The organism is Capnocytophaga genosp. AHN8471 (assembly GCF_016806945.1).
GTDB lineage: Bacteria > Bacteroidota > Bacteroidia > Flavobacteriales > Flavobacteriaceae > Capnocytophaga > Capnocytophaga periodontitidis.
In genome coordinates, this window is sequence record NZ_JAESPJ010000031.1 from 15562 (window position 1) to 31201 (window position 15640).

The 15640-nt window shown below is 36.7% G+C and carries 15 protein-coding genes; 14 read left to right on the forward strand and 1 reads right to left on the reverse strand.

Going from position 1 to position 15640, the window contains the following annotated elements; translation table 11 throughout:
- The first annotated feature begins 270 nt into the window (after positions 1-270).
- From JMN12_RS13515 to JMN12_RS13540, 6 genes are all read left to right on the forward strand, one after another.
- Entirely contained in the window at positions 271-2406 is a 2136-nt protein-coding gene (locus tag JMN12_RS13515) for a prolyl oligopeptidase family serine peptidase (RefSeq protein ID WP_203139767.1), read from the forward strand.
- A 178-nt stretch (positions 2407-2584) separates the two neighbouring features.
- Entirely contained in the window at positions 2585-3961 is a 1377-nt protein-coding gene (gldK, locus tag JMN12_RS13520) for a gliding motility lipoprotein GldK (RefSeq protein ID WP_009414251.1), read from the forward strand.
- A 62-nt stretch (positions 3962-4023) separates the two neighbouring features.
- On the forward strand, positions 4024-4689 hold the full coding sequence (gldL, locus tag JMN12_RS13525; protein WP_009414252.1) for a gliding motility protein GldL: 666 nt from the start codon (positions 4024-4026) through the stop codon (positions 4687-4689).
- Between the two features lie 36 nt (positions 4690-4725).
- The gene (gene gldM / locus JMN12_RS13530; RefSeq protein WP_203139769.1) at positions 4726-6291 is read left to right on the forward strand and encodes a gliding motility protein GldM; all 1566 of its coding nucleotides are present in this window, start codon (positions 4726-4728) and stop codon (positions 6289-6291) included.
- A gap of 10 nt (positions 6292-6301) precedes the next feature.
- Positions 6302-7204 (forward strand): gliding motility protein GldN, encoded by a 903-nt coding sequence (gene gldN / locus JMN12_RS13535; protein WP_009414254.1) that lies wholly within the window; start codon positions 6302-6304, stop codon positions 7202-7204.
- Between the two features lie 270 nt (positions 7205-7474).
- A complete protein-coding gene (locus JMN12_RS13540) occupies positions 7475-7801 on the forward strand; it encodes a nucleotide pyrophosphohydrolase (protein ID WP_088595247.1) in 327 nt (108 codons plus the stop codon).
- Between the two features lie 39 nt (positions 7802-7840).
- On the opposite strand, the gene recA is transcribed toward JMN12_RS13540, so the two are convergent.
- Positions 7841-9013: a recombinase RecA gene (gene recA / locus JMN12_RS13545; RefSeq protein WP_088593343.1), complete on the reverse strand. Its 1173-nt coding sequence runs from the start codon at positions 9011-9013 to the stop codon at positions 7841-7843.
- 228 nt (positions 9014-9241) lie between these two features.
- Here recA and JMN12_RS13550 point away from each other — a divergent pair, with 228 nt between their 5' ends.
- The 8 genes from JMN12_RS13550 (at position 9242) to JMN12_RS13585 (ending at position 15592) form a co-directional block, all read left to right on the forward strand.
- The gene (locus JMN12_RS13550) at positions 9242-9745 is read left to right on the forward strand and encodes a hypothetical protein (protein ID WP_203083575.1); all 504 of its coding nucleotides are present in this window, start codon (positions 9242-9244) and stop codon (positions 9743-9745) included.
- Positions 9746-9771: 26 nt separating this feature from the next.
- Positions 9772-10365: a hypothetical protein gene (locus tag JMN12_RS13555; protein ID WP_203083574.1), complete on the forward strand. Its 594-nt coding sequence runs from the start codon at positions 9772-9774 to the stop codon at positions 10363-10365.
- A gap of 154 nt (positions 10366-10519) precedes the next feature.
- Positions 10520-11128, forward strand: a complete 609-nt coding sequence (locus tag JMN12_RS13560) for a hypothetical protein (RefSeq protein WP_203083573.1) — start codon at positions 10520-10522, stop codon at positions 11126-11128.
- Between the two features lie 61 nt (positions 11129-11189).
- Entirely contained in the window at positions 11190-11795 is a 606-nt protein-coding gene (locus tag JMN12_RS13565) for a hypothetical protein (protein WP_203083572.1), read from the forward strand.
- Between the two features lie 175 nt (positions 11796-11970).
- Positions 11971-12669 carry a hypothetical protein gene (locus JMN12_RS13570; protein WP_203083571.1) on the forward strand — a complete coding sequence of 233 codons (699 nt, stop codon included), beginning with the start codon at positions 11971-11973 and terminating at the stop codon, positions 12667-12669.
- Between the two features lie 234 nt (positions 12670-12903).
- Positions 12904-13305: a hypothetical protein gene (locus tag JMN12_RS13575; RefSeq protein WP_203083570.1), complete on the forward strand. Its 402-nt coding sequence runs from the start codon at positions 12904-12906 to the stop codon at positions 13303-13305.
- A gap of 54 nt (positions 13306-13359) precedes the next feature.
- A complete protein-coding gene (locus tag JMN12_RS13580) occupies positions 13360-14484 on the forward strand; it encodes a DUF2931 family protein (protein WP_203139771.1) in 1125 nt (374 codons plus the stop codon).
- A 19-nt stretch (positions 14485-14503) separates the two neighbouring features.
- Positions 14504-15592, forward strand: coding sequence for a hypothetical protein (locus JMN12_RS13585; RefSeq protein WP_203139773.1), 1089 nt, complete (start codon positions 14504-14506; stop codon positions 15590-15592).
- The last annotated feature ends 48 nt before the right edge of the window (positions 15593-15640 follow it).

Sequence of the window (15640 nt, forward strand, 5' to 3'; positions counted from 1 at the left end):
AAGAAAAACTTTTAGGACAGCCCCCACAAAAAAACATTTTGTAAGCGCCCTTATTTGCAAATGCTCATAACGCCCCCACAAAAAAACATTTTGTAAACGCCCTTATTTGCAAACGCCCACAACACCCCCAAAAAAACTTTTCAAACACCCTCCCACCTCCAATCTTCTCCGAGATTCTCCCAGATTCTCCAAAAACTCCTAAATCATTACAAACAATAATTTGCTTAATACAAAACTATTTAATAACTTTGCCAAAAAATATTTAATGATATGACCCATAAACTATTCCCCGCCGCACTACTACTATTAGTAGCCTGTAATCAAAACCCTAACAACCCTAACACCGAAAAAATGACTTACCCTCAAACTCGTACCGACAACACCGTCGATACCTATTTCGGCACTCAAATCGCCGACCCCTACCGTTGGCTCGAAGACGACCGCTCTACCGAAACCGCCCAGTGGGTAAAAACTCAAAACAACTTCACCTTCGCCTATCTCTCCAAAATCCCCTATAGGCAAACCATTAAACAAAAACTCGAAAAACTTTGGAACTACGAAAAAATAGGCGCACCCTTCACCGAAGGCGACTACACTTATTATTATAAGAACAACGGATTGCAAAACCAGTCTGTGCTCTATCGTAAAGATAAAAACGGTAAAGAAGAAGTGTTCTTAGACCCCAATACCTTCTCAAACGATGGTACCACCTCTTTAGGCGAAGTAGCCTTCTCCGAAGATGGCTCTTTAGTAGCCTACCTCATCTCCGAAGGCGGTAGCGACTGGCGCAAAGGCATCGTCCTCAATGCTAAAACCAAAGAAGTGATAGGCGATACCTTAATAGATATCAAGTTCAGCTCTATTGCTTGGAAAGGCAACGAAGGTTTCTTCTACTCCAGTTATGATAAACCCAAAGGAAGTGAATTATCAGCTAAAACCGACCAACATAAACTCTACTACCACCAACTCGGTACACCCCAAAAAAATGATGCCCTCATCTTTGGCGGTACTCCTGCCGAAAAATATCGCTATGTATCAGGAGTAGTCTCTTTAGATGCCCACTACCTAATCATCTCAGCGGCAGTAAACACCTCAGGTAACAAACTCTTCTTAAAAGACCTCAAAAACCCTAAAGCCCCTTTAGTAACCATTACCAACGATTTCAATGCCGATACCCATTTCATTGATAACGACGGATCAACCCTATTCTTTGAAACCAATCTCAATGCCCCTAACGGACGATTAGTGAAAACCGAAGCTGCCAAACCACAACCCGAATATTGGCAAGATGTCGTCCCCGAAACCAAAAATGTATTGAGTATCACCGCAACAGGGCATTATTTCTTCGCACACTATATGGTCGATGCCCTCTCGCAAATAAAACAATATAACTATAAAGGTGAGTTAGTACGCGATGTGAAACTCCCCAGCATAGGTACAGCAGCTGGCTTCCACGCCAAAAAACAAGAAACTTACACCTATTTCTCTTTCACCAATTACGCCTATCCTACCCAAATATACAAAATGGACTTGGCTACAGGCGATACACAGCTCTATTGGAAACCCAATATCGCCTTCGACCCCAACAACTACGAATCCAAGCAAGTATTCTACACCTCTAAAGATGGCACCAAAATACCAATGATGATTACCTATAAAAAAGGAATCAAACTCAACGGTAAAAACCCCACCTTATTATATGGCTACGGCGGATTCAACATCAGCCTAATGCCAACCTTCAGCGTCGCCAATGCCGTATGGATGGAACTCGGTGGTGTGTATGCAGTACCCAATTTGCGCGGAGGAGGTGAATATGGTAAACAATGGCACAATGCAGGTACCAAAATGCAAAAACAAAACGTCTTCGACGATTTTATAGCCGCCGCCGAGTACCTCGTAAACGAAAAATATACCTCCCCACAATACCTCGCTATCAAAGGAGGATCTAACGGAGGGCTACTCGTTGGCGCTACAATGTTGCAACGCCCCGACTTATTTAAAGTTGCCCTGCCCGCCGTAGGAGTACTCGATATGTTGCGATATCACACCTTCACCGCTGGTGCTGGGTGGGCTTACGACTATGGTACTGCTAACGATAGCAAAGAAATGTTCCAATACCTAAAAGCCTATTCACCTCTCCATAATGTAAAAAAAGGTGTCAGTTACCCCGCAACCCTCATCACCACTGGCGACCACGACGATAGAGTAGTGCCCGCACACAGCTTTAAGTTCGCCGCCGAACTCCAAGCTAAACAAACAGGCAACAACCCTATCTTGATAAGAATAGAAACTAATGCAGGGCACGGCGCCGGAACTCCCGTAAGCAAAACTATTGAACAAAACGCCGATTTGCAAGCTTTCACCTTGTGGAATATGGGAGTAAAAAAACTAAATTTAAAAGACTAAAATACACAAAAAAATGAACTTTTCTTTTAATCTTTTTTTACATTTGAAGCCCTTTAATCCTTTAAAATGTAAAGATATTGTTAAATTTTATAGTTTATAGAAATAAATAGTGAATTTTTTTTGCGTGTGTAAAAAATTATGCGTACGTTTGCGCCCTAATTAAATGTGAATTTAAACAATGTTTATGGCAAGAAGAATAATCGTAGTGCTACTTGTGCTTTTAACAATGTCTGCTTGTAAACGCGGAAGTGGCGATGGCAAGGGAGAGCTCGTAGGAGTAAGAGGTAAGAGCTGGAAGCAACCTACCCCTTACGGTATGGCGCTCATCCCGAGTGGTTCTTTCATTATGGGTAGTTCCGATGATGATAAAACTGCGAGTTTAAACGCAACAATCAAAACTGTGAGCGTTGGTTCTTTCTATATGGATGAAACCGAAATCACAAATAGCGAGTACCGCCAGTTTGTCAATTGGGTACGCGATTCTATCATCCGTACACAATTAGCCGATATGGCTGAACAAACAGGCCAAGGACCAGGAAGTGGCGGAATAGGTGAATACGCCTATCTCGACGCCAATACCGAAAAAATGAACGCTTGGCAACAGTACCTCCAAAACACTTACGGTGATGATAAAGCGCGAAAACTAAACAAAAAAGTAGCCCTCATTTGGGACGTAAACAAATTCCCAGACGAGTACTACTCCGAAGTAATGGACAAAATGTATTTGCCCGAAGAAGAAGCTTACAACGGCAAACGCATTATGGACGTCCAAAAATTCGAGTTCAAATACCAATGGCTCGATATGGATAAAGCCGCTCGTAAGAGAGGTAACCGTAAAGACTTCATCAAAGAAGAAATCGTGAAAGTATACCCCGATACAACCGTATGGATTCGCGACTTCAACTATTCTTATAATGAGCCTATGCACAACGACTACTTCTGGCACGAAGCTTATAGCGACTATCCCGTTGTAGGCGTAAGCTGGATCCAAGCTAAGGCTTTCTGCGAATGGCGTACCTTGAACAAAAACTCTTACCAAAAATCCAAAGGTGATTACACCGTTAACTCTTTCCGCCTTCCTATTGAATCCGAGTGGGAATACGCCGCTCGCGGTGGATTATCTGGAGCAACTTACCCTTGGGGAGGCCCCTATACTTACGACGATAAAGCTTGCTTCCTCGCGAACTTTAAACCTATGCGCGGCGACTACGCCTCCGATAACGCTCTCTACACCGTAGAAGCTAAATCTTACGAACCTAACGGATATAACCTATATAATATGGCTGGTAACGTATCCGAATGGACTAACACCTCTTACGACCCTAACTCTTATGAGTATATGTCTTCTATGAACCCTAACGTTCTCGACGATAGCAACCGTCGTAAAGTAATACGAGGCGGCTCTTGGAAAGACGTCGCTTTTATGCTACAAGTAAATACTCGTGATTACGAATATCAAGATTCAGCTCGTAGCTACATCGGTTTCCGTACCGTCCAAGACTTTATGGGTGTTAGCGAAAAACAACAAGCTAAATCCGCAAGAGGTTATAGATAATAATCAAAAAAGTAAAACAAATCAAACTAATTTAACAACATTTATTTAATAATTAAAGTATTATGGCAGGAAGTAAAGTAACAAAAACAATTTTTCAATACGCTTATGGTATTGGTGCCTCAATCGTAATCGTTGGTGCCTTAGCTAAAATTTTGCACGCAGATATCTTAGGTATGAGCGGTAGTTTCCTTTTAGCAGTAGGTATGGGAACTGAAGCTGTAATCTTCTTTATGTCAGCTTTTGAGCCTCAAGAAGAAGATTTAGATTGGTCTTTAGTTTACCCAGAACTTAAAGGTGGCGCTCCCTTGTCTCGTCAAGGAGTTATGGCACAACAAAGCCAAGACGACAAACTCATCAGAGAGTCTTTGTCTGAAAAGTTAGACAATATCTTAGCCGAAGCTAAGATCGATGCAAACTTAATGCGTTCCTTGGGTAGATCTATCGAAAATTTCGCCGAAGCAAGTAAAGAAATCGCTCCTGTAACCAATACTATGGTGGCTACTCACAAATACGGAGAAGAACTTTCTGAAGCTGCTTCTAACTTAGAATCTCTCAACAGCCTTTACAAATTACAATTAGAAAGAACCGAAAGACAAGTGTCTGCACAAGCAGGAATTGCCGAAAATCTTGATTCTTTGAATCAACAGATGCTTTCTTTCAAAGATAACCTAAGATCTTTGAACACAATCTATGGAGGAATGTTATCTGCAATGAGCGGTGCACGATAAGAGTAATTATTTATTAACTTATTAAAAAAATAGCTTATGGCAGGTGGAAAATTAAGCAATAGACAGAAGATGATTAACCTGATGTATCTTGTCTTCCTCGCAATGATCGCACTCAATATGGGAAAACAAGTACTAGATGCTTTCGGGTTAGTAAATCAAAAATTTGAAGTATCAAATAAACGCGATACTCAGGGAATTAGCTCAGCGATGGAACAACTAGCCCTCAAAGCAAGCGAAAGTCCCGCTCAGTTTGCCCAAATCAACGAGCAATCTAAGCAAATCAAATCCATTTCCGACGAATTGTTCAACTATGTACAAGGTCTTAAAGATGGACTTGAAAAAGAAATCGGGCAAAGTGATAAAAAGGTAAACGAAAAAGATTACCAAGCAATGGATAAATCTGATTATACTGATCACTTATTCTTTGCCGAAGGCGCTACCGAAGGTAAAAAATTCGTAGAAAACATCAAAAACTATCGCGAAGCCCTATTAAAAGTGTTAGGTGATAACCCAGCTTATGCTGATATCGCAAAAAAAGTTAAAGATAACTTTAATACCGATGCAGTAAAAGATAGAGATGGTAACACCGTCAAATGGTTGAACTTCAACTTCGAAGGTTTCCCTTACATCGCTACTTTAGCAAAATTCTCTATGATGCAATCTGATATCTTATCAGTACAACAAGAGTTCGTTTCTAAAGCGTTGGAAGGTCAATTGAAAACTCAAGTATCAATGACTAACTATACTACTTTGCTCGAGCAAGGTAAAGGTGCTTTCTATCAAGGTGAAAAATTCGACGGTGCTATCGTTTTAGGTAGAAAAGATCCTACTACCCGCCCTAACTCCGTAGAACTTTCATTAGACGGTAGAAAATTAGGACCAAGTGATTATACTATCGAAGATGGTCGTGTGAAATTGAATGTAGGTGCAGGTAATGCCGGTGAACACAAAATTACTGGTAACCTCTACTTCGATGAAGATGGCAAACGTATCGCAGTGCCTGTAGCACAATCATTCTCTACCATCCCTAGACCTAACTCAGCCGTTATCTCTGCCGATAAGATGAACGTAGTATACCGCGGTGTTGATAACCCTATCACTATCTCTATGCCTGGTGTGCCTAACAACAAAATTTCTGCTTCAGCTCCTGGTCTTTCAAGATCTGGTAGTGCTTGGGTAATGCGTCCTGGTCAAGGTAAAGAAGTAACCATTTCTGTAAGTGGTGAAATCGATGGTCAACGCTTTAGCTCTTCTAAATTGTTCCGTATCAAAAATATCCCACGCGCCGCTGGTAGTATGGGTGGTATGATTGGAGACGCTAAATTGCCTAAACAAAACGTTGGTGTATTACCTGTAATGGCCGTACTTGAAGACTTCGATTTCGACTTGAAACTCCAAGTAAATGAGTTCAAAGTGTTTATACCTGGTCAACCAAGTATCATCGTAAAAGGTGGTAAATTTAATGAACAAGCTCGCGCAGCCGTATCAAGAGCTAAACGCGGTGATAAGATACAAGTGTTTGACATCAAAGCTAGTATCGTTGGTAACTCAAGCTTGAAATTACCTCCAGTATCACCTATCATTATTGAAATAACAAACTAACAGAATTTTTATGTTACAATTGAAGAAGATTATAGTACTATTGATCATAGTATTTGCTTTTCAGATTTCCTCTGCTCAGGTAAATATACTTAATGCCAAAGTAGCTAGTGAAATAGGAGTAAAAACTGAAGCTCAAATACAAGCGGATAACGATAAGCCTCTCCCTTATGGGTATGTTGACGACCGCGACATCCTTTGGTCTGTAGAAGTTTGGGAAGTAATCGACCTCAACGAGCGCGCTAACTTTCCTCTCCTTTTCCCTACCGACACCTTGGAAGTAGATGCTTACCGTCGTTCCCTATACGATGTACTATTGAAAAATATCAAAAATGGTAAAATCAAGGATTTGTACGTAGATTCTTATTTTACTCAAACAAAAACCGCTGAGTCTATTCAGGCTTCTCTTTCTAAAATCGATACCTTAGACGAAGGTTACAACTTGCTCAACGCAGGTGAAGCCCTCCCCGATGAGTACATCACTCGTAGAAATTTAGAATCCGCCGATATCGCTCAGTATTATATCAGAGGTATCTGGTATTTCGACAAACGTCAAGGAGAACTCAAATATCGTTTGCTCGCCTTAGCTCCTGTAGCCCCCGATGTAAACTTTATCGATTCCGATGACTCTACAATGTCGGCTTTAGTACCTTTATTCTGGGTATTCTATCCCCAAGTGCGCGACATTTTGCACGAAGCTAAAACCTTCAACCGTAAGAACGACGCTCGCCCAATGTCTTTCGACCACTTGCTCAACGCTCGTATGTTTAGCTCGGTAATCTACCAAGAAGCTAACGTTTACGGCGATAGAAAAATCAAGGATTATATACCCGATAACGCGCTCTTACAACTCTTAGAAGCAGATAAAATCAAAGAAAAGATTCGCGACAGAGAGCAAGATATGTGGACAAACTAATTTTAAATTCACAGTTAGAGTATTTTTACAACAATTTTAGAAAAGCATTGCTCTCCCAAGAGCAGTGCTTTTCTAATTTAACGTCAGTTCAATATAACAGAACATTGATTTACAGATTTGTACCATAATATTCACAATACAATTCACCGTCAGGTGAAAATTCGTGAGATAATATAAAGTAAAGAGTTTTTTACAGTCCTTATTTCGTGAAAATTCGTGAAATTCGTGGGGGAGATTATAAAATCAAATTCATTCCAAAACAACAATAAGATGAATATCAAAAATGCACAATTAGAAGTAGATAATTGGATTAAAGAACACGGAGTGAGATATTTCAACGAGCTTACCAATATGGCTCAACTCACTGAAGAAGTAGGTGAAGTAGCCCGTATCATTGCTCGCCGTTATGGAGAACAATCGGAGAAGGAGAGCGACAAACAGAAAGATTTAGGTGAAGAACTCGCCGATGTAGTGTTTGTTGTACTTTGTTTGGCTAACCAAACCGGCATCGATTTGCAAGACGCTTTTGATAAAAAAATGCTTCGCAAAACCGAGCGTGATCACGATCGCCATCACAACAACAAAAAACTTAAATAAACAAAAACTCAGGGCTCAACACCCTGAGTTTTTTTATAGCTATTCGTCTTCTTCTAAAAGTTCATCGTCGTCAAATACTTCTTCCTCTTCTTCAATATCTTCAGCTAAATCCTTTTTGCCTTTGGCAGCAGCGCCTTTTTTGCCCTTTTTAGGTTTAGCAAATGGGTCGCCTCCAGCTTTCAACCACTCTCTTACTTTCTTTTCTATTTCCTCTACTAATTCAGGGTTGTCACGCAACAAGCTGAGGGTTGCATCACGACCTTGAGCGAGTTTGCTATCACCATAGCTAAACCAAGCGCCGCTTTTGCCTATAATATCGGAAGCAACACCTATTTCCAATAGCTCACTTTCTTTTGAAATACCTTCCCCGAACATAATGTCAAAATAAGCCATTCTAAACGGAGGTGCAACTTTGTTTTTCACTACCTTCACTTTGGTTTTATTACCTATAATATTGCCATCACCGTCTTTGATAGCAGCACTACCTTGTGCACCGCCATCTTTGCGTATTTCAAGACGTACTGATGAGTAGAATTTCAAAGCATTACCACCTGTAGTAGTTTCGGTAGGACCACCGTACATTCCTCCACCTAATTTATCGCGCAATTGGTTGATAAAAATTACTATACATTTAGCTTTGCTAATGCTACCCGTAATTTTGCGGAGTGCTTGCGACATTAGTCGTGCGTGAACCCCCATTTTAGAGTCGCCCATATCGCCATCAATTTCGGCTTTAGGGGTAAGAGCCGCTACCGAGTCGATGATTACAAGGTCTACAGCGTTAGAGCGAATAAGGGCATCGGCTACTTCAAGGGCTTGTTCACCACTATCGGGTTGAGAAACGAGCAAATCTTCAGTATTTACCCCTACGTTTTTGGCGTATACAGGGTCGAAAGCGTGTTCAGCATCAATGAATGCCGCTGTACCGCCTGCTTTTTGTACTTCGGCGATAGCGTGAAGGGTAAGCGTTGTTTTACCAGACGATTCAGGTCCGTAGATTTCAATCACGCGACCTTTAGGGTAACCGCCTACTCCCAAAGCAGCATCTAAGGCGATAGAGCCCGATGAGTAGACCTCTACATCTTCTATAGGGTTGTCGCCCAAAGCGCGCACAATGCCCTTGCCATAAGTCTTATCTAACTTAGCAAGTGTGAGCTTAAGGGCTTCTTTTTTCTGATCTTGAAGCGAAAGTTCTTTATCGTTTTTTGCCATTGATTGGATTTTTATTGTTTAGATGTTTATAAGTGCAAATGTACGAATATTTTATGAATTAACAAAATTAGGAAGTTTCAGTGTTTTTTTATACATTTGTCCGAAAATGTGTAGCATTCTATTTAACGAAATGAAAAAACGCGTATTGTACATATTACTATATCTCAATGAGTATTACCCTTTAAAAAAGAAAAAGAGGAATTATAAACTAAAAAACACTAAAAAGAAATGAAAATCATATTTTTGTCCTTCTTTCTGTTTGTCAGTTTTTTGCAAGCACAAACTGTTGTAGAGAATTTTACGCAAAAAACGCCTTTAGTAGTTTTACCGGATATTTTGATTAAAAAGGATACAATTCTGATAACCAATTATAATCAAGGTACATTCACTACTATAGGAAGTCATTCGCCTGCTTATTTATTCAAGGATATGAAAGGCTATAGAGAATATTTAAGAAAGTACAAATCATTTTTTTACATTGTTGAAGAGGAATTAAAAGGCTATGTGCTGATAAAGTTTACTATAACTAAAGAAGGTTATGCTCATTTTAATTTTGTTAGTAGCTTTGATAAAAGAGCTGAAATGATGATGAAGGATATTGTATTGGGAATGAAAGGGTGGACTCCTGCTATGAATGAAAAAGGAGAACCTATAGAAGCTGAGGGGTATTTAGTAGCTTTTTTTGATATAGAAGCGAAGAAACACCAAATTGAGCGCCATATTGATAAATAATTGTTACAATTAAAGCTGTTCTAACAATGAAAATAAACAAAATATTTCTATTATTGATTTCTATCATCTATTTCAGAGGATTATCTCAACCAAAAGAAGCGTTGGACTATACCTCCTTTCAGGATTTTGTGATAACCTCTCCTCAAACAATTTTGGAGAATATCAACCCTAAACAGCAGTATCAAGAAATAGAAATTAACAGGTACTCTCCTGATTTGAGTGCTAATAAATTCCAGAATGAAATCCGTTTTCCTATTACTAAATATCAAAAATCTAATGATGTTCTTTCAAAAGTAAAAAAGGGAATAGGAAGTTATTGTCGCCCAGCAAATTGTCAATGGTATCTTTCTATAAAGACAAAGAAAGGCAGTATTAAAACAATCAACACTTCTGAAAAGCTGAAAAAATTTTTAGCGAAAATAGAAAATCCTTATGAAGCTTGGTTGTTATTGTCGCCTATTATAGAAACTTTACCGTATGTTCCCTTTGGAAAATATCTTGAAACAGAAAAAGGATTTATAATTCTAATTCCGTTGAAAGAGAAAACACATAGTGAAAGTTTTTATACCCCTTCAAAATTGTATATAGTTACATTTGAAGGCACTATTAGAGAATTATAAGTTTTATAAAGGACATTTTAAACACGAAAGTATATCTAAAACGTATGAAAACCCTACGCATTTAAAGATTAACTAATTATTAGACAGTAGATAAAAAGTATTACCCTGTTTGACATTAAATTGTAAGAATTATATAACCTAAACGCCTATAAAAATGAATTTTAGAAAGAAAAAAGACAATACTGTCAAAGAACAAACAAATCAAGATAAAGAATTAAGTTTTTTTGCAATTTCTGTATGGGAGTGTATTTTTCTTTTTATAGCAATTGTTTTCATAATATTCATTTTTGTAGAAGAGATTATTTTCCCTACAACACTACTTATTTTATTTATGATGAGTTTGGCACTCATAATAATAGGCTTATTTTTTTCTAAAAGGAGTAAAAAAATTTTTATAAAAATAAATGTTGTAGAACATCAGTTTATTTATGACATCAATGGTGAATCACACACTTGCTTTTTTGAGAATGCAAAAATCTTTAGAGGTAAACTACTATTTAAAATAATAGGTTATATATTACGTATTGATAATCGTTTATACTTACTCCACGATGGGAATACCTTTCCTGAAAAACTTGAAGTCAAACAATTTAATTCAGAAGTAGAGATTTTAAGGAATATTATTAATAGTAAATCGAAAAATAAATGGGTTGATATTATGCCTATTACAATGAATTTCTTTTTCAATATTTTAGTCTTAGGAGGTGCTTTAGCGGGAATAGTAGGTACGTTTCACATAATTGCTATTTTTATTTATGGATAATTATTCTAATAGCTCTTTTTACAGATAATTTGCATTGGTTTGACTTTTTAAAATCTTTATTATGAGTGTATCTCCCAAATCAAAAACATTTGAGTTTTGGTCAATATCCTTATGGGAGGGGATTATTGTTTTTATAGTATTTATTATTTTGTTCCATCTACCAATGTTCTATACATCTGAACTTCAGAAATGGTGGGGTATAGTTATTCGTTTATATCTTCCTATGGTGGTTTTATGTACTTTAGGATATGTTAAACTAAGAAGTAGAAAACTTATCATTGAAACAAATAGCAAGCAACGACAGTTTATTTATACACGCAATAACAAGCAATTATTAACTGAATTTGAAAAAGTAAAGATTTTTTATCTCAAAAGTTCCAAAGGTAAAATAGGGCGCATATTGCGTATTGAAGGTACATTATATTTTATTTACTCGAAAAATCCTTTTAGCAAAGAGGTCGCAAAACAGTATAAATCAAAAATAGAAGAGTTGCAAGATGTTATTGGCAGTAATACTAAAAAAGAAAAAATTGATTTAGTGCCTCTGAGTATCAATTTATTAATTGATGTCGTACCATTTATTATCATACCATTAGCAATTCTTTATTTAATTGCTATCTTTACAGATAATTTGCATTGGTTTGACTTTTTAAAATCTTTATTATGAATATGAATCAAGAGTTGAAAAACAATAATCCCTGATTAACAGAATGTTATCGATTTTGCATCGCATCTCCCCCTTTGAAGGTAGCCAACGAGGGCTCACAGCTCGCTTTGTGCGAGATTAAAAATATTTTACATTACTTACGTTGAACTCACATTAATTTATAATATAACCTAAAATGAAAAAAGTATTCATTATTCTTGCAACCGCCCTTGTAGTTTTTGCTTGCAACGGGCAAACACCTAAAAACAAACACACTGATACCACCACTACTCCCAAAACTATTACAGAAAAAGAAGCTATTGAAGCCTTTAAAAAACAAAAACACCGCTTTGAGATCAAAGGGTATAAAATATATTATAACGATACTCTTTTAAAACTCGAAAAAAGAGTTATCTTTTATAAAAAATTAGGAAAACCATTTTATGATGAAGAGGTTGCTGTTTGGAATACAATTCCAATGTGGGCTGATAATTATTCTACAATAGACAGATTCTTTATTTATTTTCGTCCTTTTTTTGAAGGGAATCGCTATTACACTGAGGATTTTAATGATTCTAAGGCTCGCGCTGTAAAACAAATGCCTATAATAGATGGGTATATGTTGGTAGAGGGGCACCCTATCCATAAAGATACAACGCCTAAAGAACTTTCAGAAATATTAGCTCCTATCTATGGAGATAATTTTGGTAATTTAATGGGAACCCCTACCATAGTTTTTGAACTCAAAGAAGACCAAATCAAAGAAATCATTCCTCATTGGGGTGCCGATAAAGCCTACGATAATATCTTTATAGGTTTTGAATTTATACGCGACCCTAAAACAAAAGAAGTTAAAGGCTTGAAAAGGGTAAGTTATTCCAATTTTATGATGTAGAGCAATATAACCTAAAATGAAAAGTATGATAGTCAGTCAGAATTGGTTTATAAAATTTGTATCGCTACACTTCGCCAAAGTTTCTTGCCCGTACGGCTCGCTCTTTTAATAAAGTCTATAAATCTGATAATCAATCACTTTTAGAGTCTGTTGTGTACGGGCGTTTTGCAAACGCCCCTAAAAGCAAATCACTCACTTACAATTATATCCACCTCACAATAAATACAGTTATTTATGAGATACCTAATTATTTTCTTATCATTCTTATTTTTTTATTCCAATGCTCAGCCCTTACCTTCTATAATTATAGTTGATAGTATCTCTATTTCAAAGAAATCTCTGTTTGTAAAAGAGATAAAGACAAATAATGTAGAAACTATTTATTTTCTGTCTTCATCTACAAAAGAAACAGAACATATAGCAATAAGAAATAATGGTAGAAATCTTTTTATTTATAAAAAAGATACTATGAGTATTACCCTAAGTTTAGAAAAAAGGAAACAAATCCTCATTCAAAACCTACATTTTCAAAAAGGAGAATATACAATAAATTTGAAAGATTGTAATTTTCAGAATGATTACTATATAAAAAATTTTCCTTGTGATTGTTTAAATTATAGAAGAGAAGAAGAATAAAAAGTATTGATTTTTTGCTTTTTAGTTCTATATTTGCAGAAAAAACCTATTCTTATGAAAAAGATATTATTATTTTTACTCTTAACCCTGCAGCTCGCTAGCTGTCAAAACCATAATAGCAATAATAAGAATATGAATGAACAAGAATACGATTGGGGCATAGCGGTGAATACTCCCATAGGCTACCCTATACGTTTTTATGCAGCTATGGTGGGAGGAACTCCCATTGTAGGAGAGTTGTACACTGAAAAAGAAGAACCCGATTGGGGGAGTGCTTATGGATATGAAAGCCACTCAATGGGATACTTGCCTGCAAGTGTAGATATGGTATGGCTGTCGTATAAAGAAGATTGTTTTTATAGGCTTAAGACTGCTATTGATTATGAAAAAATAGAAAAACTCTTTAGAGAAGGTTATAAAGAAAGAGTCCCTAATGGGGAAGTAAGGCATAAAACCTATGATACCATAGTAGTAGGTATTGCCCCTGGTGGCGTAGTAGTGTTCTGGGCAGGCAATGGCTATAAAAAAATTACTGAAATAGGAAGATACCAAGCCGAAAAAATAGATTTGAAAGAGCCACCTGGGTTAGATAGTCACGAACGCCTTATATTTAGCAAAGAGGATAGAGAAGAGGTTTTAAATAGTGACTTAACAATTCCTAAAGCGGTACGCGAAGCCAATAAAAACAAACCTATCCCCTTTGGCTTATGGGATAGTTATAGAAACCATCAATACCAATGGTTCCCTATCTATGAAATTCCTGATGGAAAGATAGGTGATGTAGACTATCGCTATTGGAATGGAGAGGCAGGTACTACCTTGTATACTGATTTTAATTCCTATATGGACAAAAAAGATTTCTTCTATTTAGAAGAGCCTATTCAAAAACGTCCCTTGTTTAAAGAATTAGTAATTTGGTATAAAGCAGAAAACGGAGAAAAATATTTGGCTGAAGTAAGTTTTGATTGGGAAGCAGTAGTAGCAGCTTATCAAAAAGTATTTGGAAAAGAAGTCGATAAAGTAACGGCTCACTTAGATATTCGCGTAAATCGCAACAATACCTATCTCACTTTTCAATTGATAGGCGACAATGGCAAACAAACTTTTTTAGAACCTAAAACATTAGAAATTTCAAAATTTACAGAGGAAGATGTTATTCCTCCCACTCCTTTTGAATAATAAAAACTTGACTAAAAATATGCCACAGAAATTTGCTACAAAACCATTATTATTTTTACTCATAGCCACATTCCTAACCTCTTGTTCTATGTTCACCCCCAAAGACAACAATATGAAATGGACTGCCCAATACAACTTTATGGATTTGTACAAACAAAAAGTATATGAAGGTTATTTTAATGCAGGGGCAGCTATTGAGGTAAATAGCATTGCAGTAATCAACAGCCACACCATTCTATTGGGAGCAGAAAAAGATTTGCGAGCTTTTGATCCTGAAATTTTAGAAAAACAAGCGGTACTTTTTATCTCTACCGACAAAGGTAAAACCTATAAGGAAATCCCCTTAGAAGGAAATTACTTTGATAGTTTTTACAAAACTGAGAACTACTGCATTATAAAGACTTCGGGAGAGCATCGTTTTATTTATCTATTTAACAATAAAACACTTAAAGTAGAAAAAATAGATGAGTATAATAGAAAATCAAATATATGGTATGGTATTTTTGACGGCAGATATATTATGTATGACAACAAAGAAAATAAATATGTAATGGATATATCAAACCGAAACAAAATGTATGAAATACCCAAAGCAATTAAAGATATATCTACTTACCCTATCAATCAGAATGGAGATTTGATTTATATGAAAAACAATGATTTGTATATTTACAATGTCATCTCTCAACAAGAAAAGTTATACAAGAAACTCAAAAATAAATATGATTACTTTTTACCTATAGATGAGGCTGATAGTCCGCTAACATTACAACAAGTAAAAAATGAAGATGATGAGGAAAAGTATGAAGAAAAGATTTATAATTTAGATGAAGAGTTGTTGTATGTTATCAATAAGGACAATAGGCAAAAACATTACAGATACAACAATTTTATTTGCGACTATTCAGCCTTAGGTACCTCCCCCGAAATTCGTTTTTCTTATGATTATGGCAAAACTTGGAAAACACATCACGTAAAAGGTTTTTCTATCTTACAAAGTACTTTTGGCTTTTATAAAGATGAATTTTTGGTAACCGAAGGCATATTCTTTCGAGGAAATTCACCCGAGAGTGGCGGGCGTATAATGGTAGGAGAATTTCAGAAGTAAAAAAATAGTGCGAGCCGCATTGCCCGTGCGGCTCGCACCTTTTGCAAA

Excerpts from the sequence above, each read along its gene's own strand:
- JMN12_RS13515 (WP_203139767.1), top strand. The coding sequence starts at position 271 with ATGACCCATAAACTATTCCCCGCCGCACTACTACTATTAGTAGCCTGT.
- gldK (WP_009414251.1), top strand. The coding sequence starts at position 2,585 with ATGTTTATGGCAAGAAGAATAATCGTAGTGCTACTTGTGCTTTTAACA.
- gldL (WP_009414252.1), top strand. The coding sequence starts at position 4,024 with ATGGCAGGAAGTAAAGTAACAAAAACAATTTTTCAATACGCTTATGGT.
- gldM (WP_203139769.1), top strand. The coding sequence starts at position 4,726 with ATGGCAGGTGGAAAATTAAGCAATAGACAGAAGATGATTAACCTGATG.
- gldN (WP_009414254.1), top strand. The coding sequence starts at position 6,302 with ATGTTACAATTGAAGAAGATTATAGTACTATTGATCATAGTATTTGCT.
- JMN12_RS13540 (WP_088595247.1), top strand. The coding sequence starts at position 7,475 with ATGAATATCAAAAATGCACAATTAGAAGTAGATAATTGGATTAAAGAA.
- recA (WP_088593343.1), bottom strand. The coding sequence starts at position 9,013 with ATGGCAAAAAACGATAAAGAACTTTCGCTTCAAGATCAGAAAAAAGAA.
- JMN12_RS13550 (WP_203083575.1), top strand. The coding sequence starts at position 9,242 with ATGAAAATCATATTTTTGTCCTTCTTTCTGTTTGTCAGTTTTTTGCAA.
- JMN12_RS13555 (WP_203083574.1), top strand. The coding sequence starts at position 9,772 with ATGAAAATAAACAAAATATTTCTATTATTGATTTCTATCATCTATTTC.
- JMN12_RS13560 (WP_203083573.1), top strand. The coding sequence starts at position 10,520 with ATGAATTTTAGAAAGAAAAAAGACAATACTGTCAAAGAACAAACAAAT.
- JMN12_RS13565 (WP_203083572.1), top strand. The coding sequence starts at position 11,190 with ATGAGTGTATCTCCCAAATCAAAAACATTTGAGTTTTGGTCAATATCC.
- JMN12_RS13570 (WP_203083571.1), top strand. The coding sequence starts at position 11,971 with ATGAAAAAAGTATTCATTATTCTTGCAACCGCCCTTGTAGTTTTTGCT.
- JMN12_RS13575 (WP_203083570.1), top strand. The coding sequence starts at position 12,904 with ATGAGATACCTAATTATTTTCTTATCATTCTTATTTTTTTATTCCAAT.
- JMN12_RS13580 (WP_203139771.1), top strand. The coding sequence starts at position 13,360 with ATGAAAAAGATATTATTATTTTTACTCTTAACCCTGCAGCTCGCTAGC.
- JMN12_RS13585 (WP_203139773.1), top strand. The coding sequence starts at position 14,504 with ATGCCACAGAAATTTGCTACAAAACCATTATTATTTTTACTCATAGCC.